A 19475-nucleotide genomic window follows, 5' to 3' on the forward strand; every position below is an offset into this window, starting at 1 on the left:
TTATTTTTTTATTAATTCCAATACTTCTTTTGCAATGACTTCATCCGCATCCGCCAATGCCAATTTCTTGATCTCTTCGCTCAATTTGACCTGCTTTTCAGGATCAAACAATAGGTTCAGGATGGTTTCCACCAAATCCGAACCAGCTTGCGCATCCCTGACCATCACCGCCGCATCCTTGTTCACCAGGGCCAAAGCATTTTTGGTCTGATGATCATCCGAAACATTTGGCGAAGGAACCAGGATAACCGGTTTACCAACCACACATAGTTCAGATATGGTCCCCGCACCAGCTCTTGCCACGATCACATCCGCCGCTGCATAAGCATAATCCATGCGCTCCAGGAATGGCATCAATTTGATGTTCTCCGGAAGGGAGTCCCCAAATTCTGCTTGCAGCTTCTCATAATAGTAGCTCCCACATTGCCAGATCACCTGAATATCCTGTGCGACGAAGGCAGGAATACCTGCTTTGATGCAATCGTTCAGCGTCTTTGCGCCTAAACTACCCCCTGTTACCAAAACGGTTTTCTTCTTGGCATCCAAGAAGAAAGCATGCATGGCTTCCTCCTTTTTCCCCTCAATAGCCACTGATGACTTACGGATCGGATTTCCTGTCAACAAGATCCTATCCTTAGGAAAGAAACGATCCATCCCTTCGTATGCCACGCAGATGCGTTTTGCCTTGGCTCCCAATTTTTTGTTGGTCACCCCAGCAAATGAATTCTGCTCCTGGATCACTGTCGGAAGGCCCATCATATTGGCCATCATCAACAAGGGTCCCGACGCATAGCCACCAACACCGATAGCTGCCTCTGCTTTAAAATCTTTAAGAACTTGCCTTGCTTTCCATAGACTTTTGATCATCTTAAATGGAAGGCTGATGTTTTTCAACATCGATTGTCTATTAATCCCAGCAATATCCAATCCGATGATTTCGTATCCTGCTGCTGGAACCCGCTCCATCTCCATCTTACCATTTGCTCCTACAAAAAGGATCTCGGTATCCGGAGCTATATTTTTTAGCGCATTAGCGATGGCAATCGCCGGGAAAATATGTCCCCCAGTTCCTCCGCCACTAATTATGATTCGATGCGCCATCTGTTATGCTATTAAATTGTACCTACTACTACTTTCTTTGGTGTCCTAACCTTTGCGGGCTCCAATTCTTCCTTGTTCTTGATCTCTTCAATATTTCGGCTCACACTCAAGATGATCCCCAAAGCGATCGAAGTGAACAAGATGGAAGTACCCCCCATACTGACCAATGGCAAAGGAACCCCAGTAACCGGTCCTAGACCTACGGCCACCGCCATATTCGCCAAGGCTTGAATGGTCAGACTGAATCCTAGGCCTGCCGCCAGAAAAGCACCGAACGCCCGAGGACTCATGGTCACAATCCGGATGATCCGGTACATCAAGGCTATGTATAAGAACAAGAGTACTGCGCCTCCAACGGTTCCATATTCTTCAATGATGAACGCGAAAATAAAATCCGAATAAGGGTGTGGTAAGGAATTCCGCTGAACGGAGTTACCAACGCCTTTTCCGAACATCTCTCCTGTTGCGATGGCAATCTTGGCATTATTCGCTTGGAAGTTTTTATCATCCTGAAAAGAAGTATTGCCTTCATGTACAGATTCCGTTTGAAAGAACCCTTGTATTCGACTGATATAGGTTGCACGACGTGGTCCTAATAGCATGACCAAGGTCAAGAGCACAGCACCACCCATACATACTACGGCTATCTGCTTGAAACTGATCCGACCGATCATCAACAACAACACACTCACACCAAACAGCATCAAAGCGGTTGAAAGGTTGGCCAAGGCAATCAATACAAAGACTACACAAACCGCACCCATGATCGGAATAAAGGATTTCTTCACATCTTTGATCTCCTCTTGCTTACGGGATAACATCCTTGCCAAAAAAGTGATCAGGGCCAGTTTCGCCAAATCCGAGGTCTGGAACGTCTGGTTGATGATCGGAATGGTCAACCACCTGCTCGCATCATTGACCTTACTACCGAATAATAAGGTATATAACAACAATGGAATAGTGATCAACATCAATAATTTGGAAATACCGGCATAATAGCGGTAATCCAGTTTATGGGATAGATACATCAGACCAAAACCTGCGGCCACTGTAAAGAAGTGCTTAAACAAATAAATTTCCGTACCCTTTCCTTCTTTGTATGCCAAAGGACCTACCGAGCTATAAACAGCCAATAGCGACCAAATGGATAACAGGATCACGATGATCCAGATCCATTTATCTCCTTTAAGTTTTGAAAAAATGCGTTCCATCATAAATCTTAATTTTATAAGTGCATTACTGCATCCTTAAATTGTTCGCCGCGATCTTCATAATTCTTGAACCAGTCAAAGCTCGCACATGCCGGCGATAACAATACCGTATCTCCTTTTTTCGCTAGATGCGAAGCAATCTGTACCGCATCGCTCATAGAAGCTGAATTCACGATCACATCGGTATCATCCTCAAAAGCCTCATGGATACGACCAGTATCTTTACCGATACAGATGATCGCTTTCACTTTGGATTTTACCAAATCACGTAACATTTCGTAATCATTTCCTTTGTCCACTCCACCCATGATCAACACGATCTCCGTGCTGAAACTTTCCAAAGCATACCAAACCGAATTCACGTTCGTCGCTTTCGAATCATTGATGTAATTGACCCCACCGATGCAGGCAACATGCTCTAAGCGATGCTCTACATTTACAAAAGAACCCATACTTTCCTTCATCGTCTGGTTACGGAGTTCCTGTACTTTGGCTACTAAACCTGCGGCACTGTTGTTGTAAACATTGTGTCTGCCCTGCAGTGATAATTCTTCAATATTCATGGTAAAAGCTTCTCTATTTGGTACTAAAATGTTCAAGTTCTTGTCGGCATCCACAAAGGCACCTATGCTTAATTCCCCCTCTTGGGTGAAAGGCAGGTATTGCGCTGCTGTGGGATGTTTATCCAGGGCAGCAACTGTTTCTGCATCATCCTGGCAATAGATGAAATAATCTTCTGCTCGTTGGTTCTGAACCATTCGGAACTTAGAAGCCACATAATTCTCCATCTTATAATCGTACCTGTCCAAATGGTCAGGCGTAATGTTCAATATAACCGCTACATCAGCGCGGAAATGGTACATATCGTCCAACATGAAACTGCTGATCTCCAATACATAGCTATCATGTTGTTCCCTTGCTACCTGTAAGGCAAAGCTGTTCCCGATATTACCCGCAAGCCCAACGTTCAACCCTCCTTGCTTCAATACATGATAGGTTAATAAGGTGGTCGTTGTTTTACCATTGGAACCCGTGATACAGAATAATTTAGCATCGGTATACTGTGCCGCGAATTCAATTTCCGAGATGATCGGTTTTCCCATTCCACGCAATTGCTTGATCAATGGCGCTTTTTCAGGAATACCTGGGCTCTTGACGATCAGGTCTGCATTGACGATCAGGTCTTCGGTATGTTGACCCGACTCAAATGCGATCCCTTCTTCCTGAAGCATATTCAGGTATTTCTCAGAAATAGTACCCATGTCCGAAACAAAGACATCAAAGCCTTTATCCTTCCCAAGGATGGCAGCTCCCACGCCGCTCTCTCCTGCGCCAAGAATCACTAGGCGTCCAGACTGTGGGTAATAGGTATGTGCAATGTTCGACATCTGCTTATCTCACTTTCAAGGTTACTACCGTAATAATGGCCAAGATGATCGACACGATTAAAAATCGGGTAACGATCTTGGACTCATGATATCCTTTTTTCTGATAATGGTGATGCAAAGGCGACATCAAAAAGATGCGTCTTCCTTCACCGAATTTCTTTTTCGTGTATTTGAAATAGGAAACCTGAAGGATAACCGACAAGCTTTCCAACAAGAAAATTCCACATAAAACCGGGATCAATAATTCCTTACGGATCAGGATGGCAAAGGCAGCAATAATACCACCGATGGTCAAACTACCGGTATCCCCCATGAACACCTGTGCCGGATAGGCATTGTACCACAAGAAACCGGTACATGCTCCAACAAAAGCGCCTGCAAAGATTACCAGCTCTCCAGAATTCGGAATGTACATGATGTTCAGGTAATCCGAAAAGATGATGTTACCAGATACGTAGGCTAGGATCGCCAAGGTAATCCCGATGATGGCGGAGGTTCCTGTAGCCAACCCATCAATACCATCAGTTAGGTTCGCCCCATTGGAAACTGCCGTAACAATCAGGACCACAACCACCAAAAACAGGCAGAAGGTAATCCATACATTATTCAGTCCGAACACATCCAACACTTTGGCATAATCAAACTCGTTGTTCTTATACAAAGGAATATTGGTCTTCGTGGATTTTACGTTTTCGGCATAAGTCTTCTCCCCTGTTGACGGATTGATGATCACTTCCACCGGTCTTGAAGACGAAGGGTTGGAAACCGTTTGGCGAACTACGATATCCGGATGGAAATACATCGTCACCGCGATCAACACGCCCAAACCTACTTGACCAATCACTTTGAAACGACCGGCCAATCCTTCTTTATTCTTACGGAATACCTTGATATAATCATCCAAGAAACCGATAGCTCCCATCCATACGGTGGTGATGATCATTAAAAGCACATAGATATTATCCAACTTGGCAAATAACAAGGTTGGAATTAGAATACCTGCAATGATGATCAATCCACCCATGGTAGGTGTTCCTTGCTTTTTCTTTTCCCCTTCTAGACCCAGATCACGGATCGTTTCGCCAACTTGTTTCTGATGCAACAAGCGGATCAAACGGCTACCATAAACGGTGGTGATAATTAACGATACAATAACTGCCATGGCCGTCCGGAAGGAGATAAACTGGAAAAGTCCAGCTCCAGGGATATGAATATGCTCATTAAGCCAAGTGAATAAATAGTATAACATCCGTTTAGTTATGTTCGTTAAAAATTTTAATTAATTCTTCCTTATCATCAAAATGGTTCTTTACCCCATTGATTTCCTGGTATTTCTCATGTCCCTTACCAGCCACTAGAATCACATCTCCTTCTTGTGCCAAATGAAAAGCAGCACGGATAGCTTCTCTACGGTCGGTAATGGAAAACACATTTTTCTTTTTATCGGTAGGCACGCCGGTTTCCATTTCCTTGATGATCGCTGCTGGATCTTCGGATCTTGGATTATCAGAGGTTAGGATCACCTTATCGCTAAGGCGACAAGCCACTTCAGCCATTTCCGGGCGTTTGGTCCTATCTCGATCACCACCACATCCCAACACGGTAAAAACCTGTTGTCCAGCTTGACGGAGTTCATTGATGGTTTCCAATACATTCTCTACTGCATCCGGTGTATGGGCATAATCCACGATAGCCACTACGCCATTTTTAGCTTTCAAAGTTTCAAAACGACCTTCGGCACCCGCAATCTCCGAAAGTGCGGTCAACACTTTCATGGTCTCCTGCTCCAACAGGATAGCCGCACCATAAACCGCCAATAAATTATAGGCATTAAAATGTCCTACCAATTTCACCCACAGTTCGTGCTGATCGATCTGCAACAGCATTCCATCAAAATGGCTTTCCAAAATCTTGGCTTTGAAATCCGCCATTTGGTGTAGGCCATATGTTTTGCGGTGCGCAAAAGTATTCTGAAGCATCACCTGACCATTTTTATCATCGATATTGGTCAAGGCAAATGCAAATCTGTCTAAGTCATCAAAGAATTTCTTCTTCGCTTTAATATAGTTGGCGAAAGTGCCGTGGAAATCCAAATGATCGTGGGTAATATTGCTGAATATCCCACCTGCAAAACGCAGACCTGCGATTCGCTGCTGAACTACCGCATGCGAGCTGACCTCCATAAAACAATAGTCACATCCATCCATCAACATCTCCTGCAATAAAGCATTGAGGGAAATAGGATCCGGAGTGGTATGGGTGGAGGCAATGATGCGATCCCCAATCTGGTTCTGCACTGTCGACAATAAACCCACATGGTAACCCAATTTTCCAAAAAGATTGAAAAGCAAGGTCGCAATGGTCGTTTTACCATTGGTACCGGTTACCCCTACCAATTTTAGTTTATGGGAAGGATTGCCGTAAAAATTACCTGCAATCACACCAAGTGCATAGGCAGAATCTGAAACCAGTACATATACTACATCATCTTGGATATGTTCAGGCATCTCCTCCGCAACAATAACCCCTGCTCCTAAGGCGATGGCCTTTTCAATAAATAAATGCCCATCTGTTTGATGTCCTCGAACTGCAATGAATGCACTTCCCGATTCCGCTTTGCGCGAATCAAGACAAATGGCTTTCACCTCCGTCTCCAGGGTGCCGCGGTAATCTTGTACCGGAATGCCGTGCAACAATTCTTTTAACAACATCTTAATTTAATTCTATAAGTACATGCGTTCCAGCTTTCAATCGCTGTCCCGCTGCTAATGATTGATTGATAACTTTTCCTTTTCCACGCACCGTGGTTTTATAGCCTGCATTCTCCATCGCAAAGATGGCATCCACCAGGCCCATTCCCTTTACATTCGGAACTACCCCTTCTTTCACCTCATTGGTGGCAAATGAAGTAGGTGTGACGCCTGTGCCTGCGGAATCTTTTTCCGAGCGAACAATCGCATTCCAGTTCACCGTTTTGAACCCTAACTTCTCATATACCTTAGCAGTCGCTTCTTTAGATCCTCTTAAGGTATAAGGCACCTTCTCTCCAGCCACATTCACTTGGCGTTGGCCAAACGTATGGTGCAGGGAAAGGTCGTTGGCATAGACCATATCCGCCAGTTCGCGGAAAACCGGTCCAGCTACCGAACCTCCATAGTATCCATTCCTAGGGTTACGGATAACCACGATCATGGAATATTTTGGATTCTCTGCGGGGAAATAACCAGCAAAAGAGGATTGATATCTTCTTTGTCCATATCCTCTGGAACCATCGGCCATTTGGGCAGTACCCGTCTTACCTGCTGAAGTATACAATGGGCTTTTCAAACGCTTACCTGTACCTTCGTCCATCACTCCTTTCATCATCGTCTGCATAGACTTGATTGCTTCCGGAGAGGCAATCTGCTTATTGATCACCCTCGCTTCGAATTTCTTAACCGGTTGACCCAGGTGTTGGATTTCCTTTACGAACAAAGGCGCGACCATCTTACCATTATTGGCAACCGCATTGAACAAGGTCAATGTCTGCAATGGAGTAAGTTTCAATTCATATCCATAGGCCATCTGCACCAAGGATAATTTGCTCCAAGAACGGCTATCTGGCATTTTCACCCATGGCGTCGCCTCCCCAGGGATTTGGATTCCTAATGGTTGGTTCAACCCCCATTCATGCAATTTTCCAGTGAATTTCTCCGGATTAGCACCATAATGTTGATTGATCAATTTGGCAACCGCCACGTTGGAAGATTCTTCAAAGGCTTCCAAAACCGTCATGCGGGATTTTTTAGGTGCATGCGAATCCTTGATGGTATGCGAAGGAACTTTATACGTTCCATTACCCACATCCACCACGGTATTCAAGTCCACTTTTTTATCGTCCAATGCTACTAGGTAAGAGGCTACCTTAAAGGTAGAACCGGGGTCAGCCCCTTGCGCAATGGCATAGTTGAATTTTTCTCTATAAACTTCGCCATCTTTGGTAAAGTTGGCAATGGCACGAATCTCTCCGGTCTGAACCTCCATCAATACCACACAACCGTTATCGGCATTGCTGATCTGCAATTGCTTTTCCAAGGCACGTTGTGCCATATCCTGCATATTCACATCGATGGTTGCAATGATATCCGAACCATCTGTTGGAGCGATTTCCATCTCTCTGTTCACTGGGATCCAAACACCGCCCGCAATGCGTTGCATCAATTGCACCCCGCTTTTTCCTTCGATGTAATCGCCATAAGCACCCTCAAGACCTACCCTCACCGTATCGCCTTTGGTGTTTTTGTAACCGATGGTACGAGCCGCTAGATTAGTAAAAGGCAAAATGCGCTTGTTCTCACGAACCGCGATCAAACTGCTTGAAAAGCGTTTTTTCTCTGATTTGAAATTCTTGAAAAGTGGAAACTTCTTCAAGTCCTTTAACTGCTGATGCGACACCGCACGCTTGATCAGCACATAGCGTTGTTTTTTGGCCCTTGCCTCCTTAAGTTGGGTCAGGTACTGTCTCGAAGAACGATCTCCGAAGTATTTCGCCAGGTTAATGGCCAAAGAATCCACCCGAGCATTGAAGACATCGTTATGCTCGGATGGAATGGCCATCGCATCAAACCTAATATCATATTCTGGCACCGAAGTAGCCAGCAAACTGCCATCATTAGAATAAATATTGCCACGGGCAGCCTCTACCACACGCTCGCGTATGGTCAAGCTATCCGCCATTTCACGCCATTGATCACCATCAACATATTGCAGGTGAAGCAACTTTCCAAAAACCAAAAGGGCACCAAATACCATCAGCCCGAACGCCAGGTATACCCTCATCAAAATGGTCTTCCTAATATTCATGTTTCTTGCTAATGTGACTATTTAACTTCTTTTACTATCTCCAGTTTTATTGGTGGCTCGGTACGCTCTTTCAACCCTAAGGTATCCGCACGCTTTGCTATTTCTGTCTGCGTGGTCAATTTCATCAACTCCGCATTCAATGATTTATAATCCCAACTCAATTCCTTCACTTCCCTCCCCAATTTATCGATCCGACGAACCGTATTCTCTGCCAAATGCCTGTTCGTGATATACAGCAGGCCTAACAAAGCAAGAAAAGCCACAAATGGCAAATTCTTGGCAACGAGATAAGTGGACAACCTTTGGGTAGAAAAAAAGCTCTTGAGGAAATTTTCGGTCTCTTCTACTTTTTCTTCTAAAGCATCCGACATCTCCTCCTGAACTTCTTCGCTCAGTTCCTTTTGTTTTATGGTATTCCTATTCGCCATCCCTATCCTATCTTTTCTGCAATTCTTAATTTTGCACTCCGTGCTCTGTTATTTCTTGCCAGCTCTTCGGCATTCGCTACGATCGCTTTGCGGCTGATCACCTTGAATGGCTTGATCTCATTTCCGAAGAAATCCTTCTCTACTTCCCCCTTGAATTTTCCTTTTGCCATGAAGTTCTTCACCAATCGGTCTTCCAAGGAATGGTAGGACATGACCACCAATCTGCCATTTGGCTTCAAAACAGCTTCTGTCTGTAATAAGAACTCCTGCAAAGCCTCTAACTCCTTATTCACCTCAATACGCAAGGCCTGAAAAACCTGCGCATGGTATTTATGTTCTTTTCCTTTGGGAACCAACTTCTGGATCACCTGCTTCAATTCCGCTACCGTTTGGATCTCTTGGTTCAGCCTCGCTGTGACGATCACCTTCGCCAGGGATTTTGCATTCTGGATCTCCCCATACATCCCAAAAATCCGATGTAACTCTTCCTCCGGGTAAGTATTCAATAGTTTTTTCGCATCCAGGTCCGAAACCTGATCCATGCGCATATCCAGATCCGCATCAAAACGGATGGAGAACCCACGGTCTGCCGCATCAAATTGATGCGATGAAACACCTAGATCGGCCAAAATGCCATCAACCTGCTTAACACCTTCTAAGCGTAGATAATTTTTTAAGAACTTGAAGTTCTGATGGATCAATTTGAACCTTGGATCATCCAACGCATTTTTAACCGCATCAGGATCTTGATCAAAGGCGTACAACCTACCGTTTTCGCCCAGATGTTTCAAGATTTCTTTGGAGTGGCCTCCGCCTCCAAACGTTACATCTACATAGGTACCGTTCGGATCAATTGCCAATGCATCGATGCACTCCTGCAACATGACAGGTACATGGTATCCAATTTCATTACTCATCGATACTTCCTCCGAAATCAAATCCACCCATTACCTCTTCTGCCAAGGATGCGAAATCTGCTTCATCCGCATCTCCCATCAATGCCTCGTACTCCTCTTTTGCCCAAACCTCGATCTTATCGAACGTACATTGCAAGAACACTTCGCCATGAATGTTTCCATATTCCAACAATGATTTTGGCAACAGGACACGTCCGGCAGCGTCCAAGGTCAATTCCGTAGCCCCCCGCATAAATTGACGAATGAAGTTTCTGTTCTTCGCATTATACTGGTTCAGTTTAGATAGCTGGAACATCTTTTTGTTCCATTCTTCCTTGGTATAGATCACTAAATTTTTCTCAAATCCACGGTTCACCACTAGCCCTTCACGCTCTACATCAGGCAATTGCCTTTTGAGCGCGGCAGGGACCACCAATCTTCCCTTGGTGTCTAGCTTACATTCGAACTCGCCGATTAATGGATTCATTTATTTGACTTCTACGGTAATTTTAATGTAAAAGTATACACTTTCTCCCACAATCCCCCACAATGCCCCACAAAAAAGTTTTCCACATAGGCATCCGCCTACAAAAACAGCCTTAAATAGGTCAAAAACAAGGGATTGTATTGAAACACAATAAATTAATGAATGTATCATAGGGATGTTTTTTAGGGTATTTTTGGGTTAAATGGCTTGGTATTAAGCAGTAAAATGGCAAAATGAAAGGTAATGTGGGGCAAAGTGGAGGACTATTGAGAATGCAGATTTTTTAAGCCTTTTCGAGAGGTTTCCTTCGCTATAAAAGCAAGGTGAAAGTAACCTAAAAGTATGTAAAATGTATGTTCGACATAGATTTACATACTAAAACCCTGCTTTAAGCATGCTTTAAGGGCGAATCTAGTTTGAAAATGCGGTTTTAGCATAGAAAACTACCCTATTATAATTCTTTATTCTCGGATAAATCAGATAATTTTGTAGCGCAAAAAAAATAATACAGAACACATGCATAGAACACATACCTGTGGCGAATTAAGAATCACAGACTTGGGAAAAACGGTAACCCTTAGTGGGTGGGTACAGAAATCTCGTGACTTGGGCGGAATGACCTTTATCGATGTTCGTGATCGATATGGCATCACCCAATTGACCTTCAACAGTGAGGACGACGAGGCTTTACGTAGCCAAGCACGCGAATTGGGCCGTGAGTATGTGATCAAAGTGACAGGAACTGTAATTGAACGTTCCAGCAAGAACAGCAAAATCCCTACCGGAGAGATCGAAATAAAGGTGAGCAATTTGGAAATCCTGAACGAATCCAAGCTACCTCCTTTCACGATCGAGGATGAAACCGATGGAGGTGAAGATATCCGGATGAAATACCGTTATCTGGACATCCGCCGTAACCCGGTGAAGAATTCCTTGTTATTCCGTCATAAGGTAGCGCAAGAAGTAAGAAATTACCTTTCTTCCTTGGATTTCTGTGAGGTGGAAACTCCTTATTTAATCAAATCTACCCCTGAGGGTGCTAGGGACTTTATTGTTCCTTCCCGCATGAACCCAGGACAATTCTACGCGTTACCACAGTCGCCGCAAACATTCAAGCAATTATTGATGGTGGGCGGATTGGACAAATATTTCCAGATCGTAAAATGTTTCCGTGACGAGGACCTTCGTGCCGACAGACAGCCGGAGTTTACCCAGATAGACTGTGAAATGTCATTTGTGGAACAAGAGGATATCCTGAATGTATTTGAAGGAATGACCCGTCATCTTTTGAAGAACATCCATGGGATCGAATTGGAGCAATTTCCACGTATGACTTTTGATGAGGCCATGCGTACCTATGGTAATGACAAGCCAGATATTCGTTTCGGTATGAAATTCGGCGAATTGAATGCGGTAGCACAACATAAGGATTTCGCCATTTTCAATAATGCGGAATTGGTGGTAGGTATCGCTGTTCCAGAAGCGGCATCTTATACCCGTAAACAGATCGATGAACTGACCGATTGGGTAAAACGTCCGCAGGTTGGTGCTTCGGGAATGGTTTATGTGAAATGTGAAGCGGATGGTACATTTAAATCTTCCGTTGATAAATTCTACGACCAATCGGATCTGGCTAAATGGGCAGAAGCGACCGGCGCAAAAGCTGGAGATTTGATCCTGGTATTATCTGGTCCTGCGAATAAAGTTAGAGCGCAGTTGAGTGCCTTGCGTATGGAATTGGGTAATCGTTTAGGATTGCGCAAACCAGATGAATTTGCACCATTATGGGTAATTGATTTCCCATTGTTGGAATGGGATGAGGATACCGAGCGCTATCACGCCATGCATCACCCATTTACTTCACCTAAGGTAGAAGACATGCCTTTGTTGGATACCGATCCTGGAAAAGTACGCGCAAATGCTTATGACTTGGTATTGAATGGAAATGAAATCGGAGGCGGGTCGATCCGTATCCATGATAAAGATATGCAAGCCTTGATGTTCAAGCATTTAGGATTTACGCCTGAGCAGGCACAGGACCAATTCGGTTTCTTGATGAATGCTTTCCAATACGGAGCTCCTCCACACGGTGGATTGGCCTTTGGATTGGATCGTTTGGTAGCTATCCTTGGTGGCCAAGAAACGATCCGTGATTTCATCGCTTTCCCGAAAAACAATTCTGGAAGGGATGTGATGATCGATGCGCCAGCTACCATCGCGAAAGAGCAATTGGACGAGTTGGGTTTGGGAATAAAATAGTAAAAGAATATATTTCTTTCTTATTCAAAAAGCTTAAATGGAAAATCCATTTAGGCTTTTTGATTTTTTAGCTGCATGAAAATTAGCAGATTTTTTTTATATTTAAAATTGGCATCATACCTTTCATCTTTTATTTTTGCACGAAAGCTTAATCATCCCCTATGGCACAAACTATTGCTGACAAATTCCTTAAAGATAGCTTGGAGAAATCCTTTGATCTGAAACATCGTCAGATTATCAATACAGGAATTGATAAATATAATACCGCCTTTGAAAAAGGGAAAAGCAAATTTTTTGATCTGGAGAATTCGAAATTAAAGGCTAACCTGATCAAATGGAAAGCTATTGAAAATCTGGATAAATACCTATTGGATTTTGAGTCGAATTTCACGGCAAATGGTGGAAAGGTAATCTGGGCAAACGATGTGAAGGAAGCCCAAGAGGAGATCTGGCGCATCATGGAATACCATAATGCCCAATCGGTCATCAAATCAAAATCGATGGCTACCGAAGAAATCCACCTGAATGATTTTTTGGAGAAAAAAGGGATCGAGACGGTTGAAAGTGATCTAGGCGAGTATATCATCCAACAATTAGGTCATAAACCTTATCACTTCGTGACCCCTGCGATGCACCTTAGTTTGGAAGATATTGCAAAGGTCTACCACGAGAAATTTGATATGTCCTTGGAATCTTCAGCAGAAGAATTGACCATGAAAACCCGTGAGATCATGCGGGAGAAATATACTAGCGCTGATATTGGTATCTCAGGTACCAACTTTTTAGTGGCAGATACCGGCAGTATAGCGATTACGGAGAATGAAGGAAATGCCAGGTTGACCACCACTTTTCCCAAAGTTCATATTGCGGTGGTTGGAATTGAAAAGGTATTACCAAGCATCAATGACCTTGATTTATTTTGGCCATTATTGGCATCCCATGGAACTGGTCAGAACCTGACCGTTTATAATACTTTATTATCAGGCCCTAAAAAAGGAACCGAAAGAGACGGACCAGAGGAGATGTATGTGATCCTCTTGGACAATGGTAGGACCAATGTATTGGAGCAGAAAGACCAGCGCCAAGGCTTATATTGTATACGTTGTGGTGCATGTTTGAATGTTTGTCCGATCTATCAGAACATTGGTGGCCATACCTATGAAACCACCTACCAGGGACCTATTGGTTCATTGATCTCTCCACACCTGAACGGCATGAAGGAATTTAAGCATTTGAGTTATGCTTCTTCGCTGTGTGGAAAGTGTACAGAGGTTTGTCCGGTAGGGATCGATATCCAAAAGATGTTGTTATTGAACCGCAGGGATTCCGTTCAGGAAGGCCTAGCTGCTCCGATGGAGGTTAGAGGCTGGAAGATGTTCACCTGGGCGATCCAAAAAAGAAAATGGATTGATTTCTTTGGTGGAAAGATGAAGAATTTCTTTGTGCGTAATTTTTTCAAGAAAGCTTGGGGAGATCAAAGGGAACTGCCAAAGATTGCAGATAAATCCTTTGCGCAGCAATGGAAGGAAAAACAGAAGCACGAGAAGTAAAAAGGGGGTTTGCTAAGATTTACGTCATTGCGAGGAGGCACGACGAAGCAATCTTTGGACTTTGTCATCCTGAATGCCCTTTGTCATCCTGAGCATCGTCGAAGGATCTGTACGGGTACTAGCGAAGAGATGCTTCGACTGCGCTCAGCATGACATGTGGGAAGATTGCTTCGTCGTACCTCCTCGCAATGACGAAGGGAGAAAGTTTGCTTCGTACCTCGCAATGACGAGAGGAGAAAGATTGCTTCGTTCCTCGCAATGACGCTGGCCCTCGCAATGACGGGATTACCCCCCAGTATCCATCAAAGACTTACTATTCTCTGCCATCCTGATAAACTCTGCCCTATATCCCTCATCATCTTTTCCTTTGGCAGCTTTTGCTCTAGCGATCAAACTGGCAAAACTCGCTTTTTGTTTAAATTCTGAATTACGAATCAACATCCCAAACTCCGCAACTGCGGTTGCAAACCTAAAATCTTCACTTGCTGCATCAATACCAACAGCCTTATCCGACACCACCACTTGCTGCAATTTGCTCACCTCACTTTTCGGATCCTTATACCTGAACTTCACCGTAGCCAATTCGCCATTCAAAGCACCTGCTTTAGATTTTCCATTTTCCTGATATTTCAAGGGATCAACCGTTCCAATAGCCGAACTCTTCACCCCTACCGGAACAATCTCATAGATCGCAGTGACCGCATGCCCTACTCCCATATCTCCTCCCAATTTCTGGTCATTATTAAAATCTTCAGCGGCCAATAACCTATTCTCATACCCCACCAATCGGTAAGCCTGCACATAAGCCGGATTGAATTCCACTTGGATCTTCACATCCTTCGCCACCGTGAACATCGTTCCACCAAATTCAGTGACCATGGCTTTTCTGGCTTCCGCAATATTATCAATATAAGCATAGTTACCATGACCTTTATTCGCCAAGATCTCCATCTTACTATCCTTCAGGTTTCCCATACCATAGCCCAGAACGGTTAAATGCACACCACTCTCCCGCTCTCTGCTGATCAGGCTTTCCATATCCTCATCCGAAGATGCACCCACATTGAAATCCCCATCAGTTGCCAATACAATACGGTTATTTCCATTCTTCAGAAAATTTTCCCGCGCTATATTATAGGCCATCTTAATTCCCGCGCCACCAGCGGTTGAACCACCAGCTTCCAATTCATCGATCGCATTTTTAATGGTCATCTTCTGATCACCAGCAGTACTTTTTAATTTCAACCCAGCTGAACCCGCGTAGGTTACAATGGCTACCTTATCCTCTGGTCTTAATTGATCCACCAATAATTTTAGGGACGATTTCACCAATGGCAAACGATTATGTCCAAACATAGAACCAGACACATCAATCAAGAACACAAAGTTGGATGCTGGAAGCTTTTCTGTAGGCATATTTTTAGCTTTAAGTGCTATACGCATCAGTTTATGCTCTTTATTCCATGGCGAAGTCGCCAACTCGGTAAAAATCTTTACTGGATCCCCATTGGTTGGGGCAGGCAGATTATATTGAAAATAGTTGATCATCTCCTCTACCCGTACCGCATCTTTCGGCGGCAGAGTTCCCGAATTGATCATCCTACGTACATTACTGTATGATGCGGCATCCACATCTACTGCAAAAGTGGATAAAGCTTCTTTCAGTGGTGAAATAAACTTATTCTCATCAATGTTTTGATAGGATTCTGATTGCACAGGACTTGGAATACCCCGAACCACCATCCCGGGATGGTGGGATGCCACAACTGCCCCTACACGTTTTTGCGCTTTCACCTGCCCATATCCCATGACTGTTACTTCCTCTAACTGCATAGAACTCGCATCCATAAAAACCTCTAAATTCAATTTCTTGGCGATTTTTACGGTCTTGGTTTCAAATCCTAGGTAGGAAAACTCCAATACATCCCCTTTATCTGCCTGGATCTTAAAATACCCGTTCTTATCCGAGGTAGTGGCAAGGTTTTTCCCTTGTACCATAATCTGCACCCCAACAATGGGCTGTTTATTCGAATTATCCTTCACAAAGCCGGTAATTTCGGCTGCAATGGCTTGGCTCATACCTCCTAGGGCAAACAGCAAAGCGAAAACATATAGTAATCTTTTCATAGCGCGTTGATTTTTGACAAGGGATGCAGAAAAAAACAAATTTCCATAAACGAGAAAAAAAAATTAATTTTCAGCTTTTATAAAGCCGTAGCATTTTGTCGAAACAGACCATCCATACCGATGAGGAACTGCTCCAAGCCTTTCTGCAAGCTGGAGAACTTACCTATTTAGGTGAGCTGTTTCAACGGCACAGCGAAATGCTATACTATGTATGCCTCCGATACTTCAAAGAACCGGAAAGAAGCCGGGACGCCGTTATGCAGATTTTCGAAGAACTGATCGAAAAGGTAAAGAAACAGGATATCCAAGATTTTCCACGTTGGTTATATGTTGTTGGCAAGAACCATTGCCTGATGGCCCTGCGTTCTGCAAAAAATAAAATGGAAATTGTTACAGACAGTTTTGTGGAATTTGGGGTAAACCTGCATCAGGAGGAAAACTATCAGGACAAGGAAGAGCAACTTTCCCAATTGGAACGTTGTATCGAGGTGCTGATCGATAAACAAAAACAGAGTATTCAACTCTTCTTTATAGAACAGAAGTGCTATAAAGAGGTTTCAGAAATAACAGGCTATAGCTTGAATGATGTAAAGAGTTATATTCAGAACGGGAAGCGCAATCTGAAGAACTGCATGGAAAGGAGTGGAAATGAATAATCATTTTGATATTGCTTATTTAAGGAAATATGTAAACGGGGAACTGAGTCCTTCGGAGATGTATGCCCTTGAAAAGGCATCCCATCAGGATGAATTCTTGATGGACATCATCCTTGGTTTGGAGCAGGAGAAGGCACTGGGCGAATCTGAATTGCTGGATAAAAAGGATCTTGATTCTGCTATTTATGAACGTACGCATCCGAAGAAGATCCAAAAAATGGGTTATATACGTTGGATATCTATCGCAGCTGCCTTGGTATTGGCATTTGGGATTGGTCTTACCTGGTATCTAAATCGTGATGTGGAGCAGGAAACAATGGAGGAAAGCATTGCCGCGGCAGATCAGGCGGCACCGATGGATAGCCCTACGAATGTAGCTCCGATAGATAGTTTGGCGGATGAATTGTTCGAGCCTGAACAGGAAATAGCCATGCTGGAAAAGAAAGCGCCTCAAAGGCGGGCATCTAAAGATGCTGTTGTAGAAATTCAGCGGCCGAAATTGAGATTTCCAGATGCACCAGTGGCTACAGAGGCAGATCGGATGGGTTTTGGAAGATGGCGGGATACGTCTTATGATTTCCGGAATGAGGATATGATTGTGGATAATAGGATTGCAGGAAAAGTTTCGGGGGTACAAACTGATAATCAAATTGTTATCCGGGGAATCAATAGTATAGCGAAGAAGGAAACTATTACTGGAGCTGTTGCGCGGGTTGGTTCTGCCCAGGACAAAAAGACCATCGTAACGGGATTGGTGTTGGATCAGGTTTCAGGGAGACCATTGGATCATGTGACGGTTAGGGATGTTCAAACGAATGAAATTGCCATTACAGATTCTTCTGGTCAATATATTATGCCTTTGTCGGCAAATAGCCAAGAATTGGAATTGATTTCTTTAGGATATGAGAGTAAGCGTATAATCGCAAGTAATAATAAGGTGGTACAGCTGGCCCCATCGAATCAGAGTTTGGATGAGGTTGTTGTTGTTGGAGTAAGTGGTAGAGCGAGAAAAACAAAATCAGAGCCTTTGGCGGGTTGGTCGGCTTTTAGGAAATACCTAGAGGATCAGACTGGTCAATCTTTATTGGGTAAAGGGGCTGTGACCTTGGTGTTTGATGTTTCTAATGCGGGAAGGCCGGTGGAAATACAGGTTAAGAAATCTAGTAATGCGGTGTTGAACCAGAGGGCTATTCAGATTATCTCGAACGGCCCGGATTGGAGCTTGGGTAATGATGGGAAGAAGGTAGAGGTTAAGGTGGAGTTTAGGTAGTTTTTGCAGACTTTGCGAGAGCTTTTCGCGTCATTGCGAGAACTTCGTCATTGCGAGGAGGCACGACGAAGCAATCTTTAGCCATGTCATGGTGAGCGTAGTCGAACCATCTATTCGTGTACTACCGTACAGATCCTTCGACTTCTCTAAGGATGACATTGGGCGCCGCATATCGAAAGATTGCTTCGTCGTGCCTCCTCGCAATGACGGGTAAAGTTCAAAGACGTATAGTTCCTCACGATAACCAGATTAAAACCTATACATGCATCCTTGCCAATGGCGCTATATCCTGCCCTACAAAATCCTTTTTCAAAAACTTCTGATAACCCGCTATCGCAATCATTGCTGCATTATCCGTACAATACTCAAACTTCGGAATAAACACCTTCCAACCATACTTCTCACCCATTTCCAACAAGCCCTTCCTCAACCCCGAATTCGCAGAAACACCACCCGCAATAGCAATCTCCTTCACTCCTGTTTCCTTCGCCGCCTTCTTCAATTTATTCAACAAAATAGAAACAATCCTACTCTGCACGGATGCACATAGATCATCCATTCGCTCCTCCAAAAAACGAGGATCCTTCTTCAACTCTCCCTGAACCAAATAAAGTATCGCCGTCTTCAGACCCGAGAAACTAAAATTCAAGTCCGGAATCTGAGGCTCCGGTAATTTAAAAGCCTCCGGATTTCCATTTTGTGCATGTTTATCGATCAATGGTCCACCAGGATAAGGCAGATCCAATATCTTCGCTGTTTTATCAAAAGCTTCTCCAGCAGCATCATCCAGGGTCTCCCCCAACAATGCCATTTCAAAATAATCCTTTACCAGCACGATCTGCGTATGTCCACCAGAAACCGTTAAACATAAGAACGGAAAATTAGGCTTAGGATCATCAATAAAATGCGCTAGAATATGTGCCTGCATATGGTTCACCTCGATCAAAGGAATATTCATCGCCAAGGCAAAAGACTTCGAAAAGGAGGTTCCTACCAATAAAGAGCCTAAAAGTCCAGGTCCACGCGTAAATGCTACTGCATCTATCTCATTTTTATGTATTTTTGCCTCAGCAATAGCTTGATCTACCGTAGGGATGATATTCTGCTGATGTGCTCGGGAGGCTAACTCCGGAACCACACCACCATATTTCGCATGTACTGCTTGACCAGCTATAATATTTGCCTTAATTTCGCCGTCTATACAAATAGAGGCCGAAGTTTCATCACATGAAGATTCTATTCCGAGTATGATGGCCATTT

The 19475-nt window shown here is 43.8% G+C and carries 15 protein-coding genes; 4 read left to right on the forward strand and 11 right to left on the reverse strand.

The features are described 5' to 3' along the window. From murG to mraZ, 9 genes are read right to left on the reverse strand one after another with little or no spacing between them, the layout of a single operon-like run. Positions 1 to 1101, reverse strand: coding sequence for an undecaprenyldiphospho-muramoylpentapeptide beta-N-acetylglucosaminyltransferase (murG, locus tag VJ786_RS05380; protein WP_134777030.1), 1101 nt, complete (start codon positions 1099 to 1101; stop codon positions 1 to 3). A gap of 11 nt (positions 1102 to 1112) precedes the next feature. Next, positions 1113 to 2312, reverse strand: coding sequence for an FtsW/RodA/SpoVE family cell cycle protein (locus VJ786_RS05385; RefSeq protein ID WP_099366957.1), 1200 nt, complete (start codon positions 2310 to 2312; stop codon positions 1113 to 1115). Between the two features lie 14 nt (positions 2313 to 2326). Further along, positions 2327 to 3700 (reverse strand): UDP-N-acetylmuramoyl-L-alanine--D-glutamate ligase, encoded by a 1374-nt coding sequence (gene murD / locus VJ786_RS05390; protein WP_134777031.1) that lies wholly within the window; start codon positions 3698 to 3700, stop codon positions 2327 to 2329. A 4-nt stretch (positions 3701 to 3704) separates the two neighbouring features. Next, positions 3705 to 4949, reverse strand: coding sequence for a phospho-N-acetylmuramoyl-pentapeptide-transferase (mraY, locus tag VJ786_RS05395; RefSeq protein ID WP_099366900.1), 1245 nt, complete (start codon positions 4947 to 4949; stop codon positions 3705 to 3707). A gap of 4 nt (positions 4950 to 4953) precedes the next feature. After that, the gene (locus VJ786_RS05400) at positions 4954 to 6411 is read right to left on the reverse strand and encodes a UDP-N-acetylmuramoyl-L-alanyl-D-glutamate--2,6-diaminopimelate ligase (protein ID WP_134777032.1); all 1458 of its coding nucleotides are present in this window, start codon (positions 6409 to 6411) and stop codon (positions 4954 to 4956) included. Position 6412: 1 nt separating this feature from the next. Continuing rightward, positions 6413 to 8542 (reverse strand): penicillin-binding protein, encoded by a 2130-nt coding sequence (locus VJ786_RS05405; protein WP_134777033.1) that lies wholly within the window; start codon positions 8540 to 8542, stop codon positions 6413 to 6415. Between the two features lie 17 nt (positions 8543 to 8559). After that, positions 8560 to 8970 (reverse strand): FtsL-like putative cell division protein, encoded by a 411-nt coding sequence (locus tag VJ786_RS05410; RefSeq protein ID WP_099366897.1) that lies wholly within the window; start codon positions 8968 to 8970, stop codon positions 8560 to 8562. 2 nt (positions 8971 to 8972) lie between these two features. Then, on the reverse strand, positions 8973 to 9887 hold the full coding sequence (gene rsmH / locus VJ786_RS05415; RefSeq protein ID WP_099366896.1) for a 16S rRNA (cytosine(1402)-N(4))-methyltransferase RsmH: 915 nt from the start codon (positions 9885 to 9887) through the stop codon (positions 8973 to 8975). Continuing rightward, entirely contained in the window at positions 9880 to 10353 is a 474-nt protein-coding gene (mraZ, locus tag VJ786_RS05420) for a division/cell wall cluster transcriptional repressor MraZ (protein WP_099366895.1), read from the reverse strand. The genes rsmH and mraZ overlap by 8 nt, the downstream gene beginning before the upstream one ends. 516 nt (positions 10354 to 10869) lie before the next feature. Here mraZ and aspS point away from each other — a divergent pair. Both aspS and VJ786_RS05430 read left to right on the forward strand, forming a co-directional pair. Then, entirely contained in the window at positions 10870 to 12612 is a 1743-nt protein-coding gene (aspS, locus tag VJ786_RS05425; protein ID WP_134777034.1) for an aspartate--tRNA ligase, read from the forward strand. 161 nt (positions 12613 to 12773) lie between these two features. Next, on the forward strand, positions 12774 to 14162 hold the full coding sequence (locus VJ786_RS05430; RefSeq protein ID WP_134777035.1) for a LutB/LldF family L-lactate oxidation iron-sulfur protein: 1389 nt from the start codon (positions 12774 to 12776) through the stop codon (positions 14160 to 14162). 285 nt (positions 14163 to 14447) lie between these two features. Here VJ786_RS05430 and VJ786_RS05435 read toward each other — a convergent pair whose 3' ends face one another. After that, positions 14448 to 16289, reverse strand: coding sequence for a vWA domain-containing protein (locus VJ786_RS05435; protein WP_134777036.1), 1842 nt, complete (start codon positions 16287 to 16289; stop codon positions 14448 to 14450). 95 nt (positions 16290 to 16384) lie between these two features. Between VJ786_RS05435 and VJ786_RS05440 the strand changes: the two genes are divergently transcribed. Both VJ786_RS05440 and VJ786_RS05445 read left to right on the forward strand, forming a co-directional pair. After that, entirely contained in the window at positions 16385 to 16945 is a 561-nt protein-coding gene (locus VJ786_RS05440; RefSeq protein ID WP_245153311.1) for an RNA polymerase sigma factor, read from the forward strand. Next, entirely contained in the window at positions 16938 to 18215 is a 1278-nt protein-coding gene (locus VJ786_RS05445) for a carboxypeptidase-like regulatory domain-containing protein (protein WP_134777037.1), read from the forward strand. The genes VJ786_RS05440 and VJ786_RS05445 overlap by 8 nt, the downstream gene beginning before the upstream one ends. 256 nt (positions 18216 to 18471) lie before the next feature. On the opposite strand, the gene tsaD is transcribed toward VJ786_RS05445, so the two are convergent. Continuing rightward, positions 18472 to 19473 (reverse strand): tRNA (adenosine(37)-N6)-threonylcarbamoyltransferase complex transferase subunit TsaD, encoded by a 1002-nt coding sequence (tsaD, locus tag VJ786_RS05450; protein ID WP_134777038.1) that lies wholly within the window; start codon positions 19471 to 19473, stop codon positions 18472 to 18474. Positions 19474 to 19475: the final 2 nt, after the last annotated feature.

The sequence above is a fragment of the Sphingobacterium tenebrionis genome, assembly GCF_037126265.1.
Classification (GTDB): domain Bacteria; phylum Bacteroidota; class Bacteroidia; order Sphingobacteriales; family Sphingobacteriaceae; genus Sphingobacterium; species Sphingobacterium tenebrionis.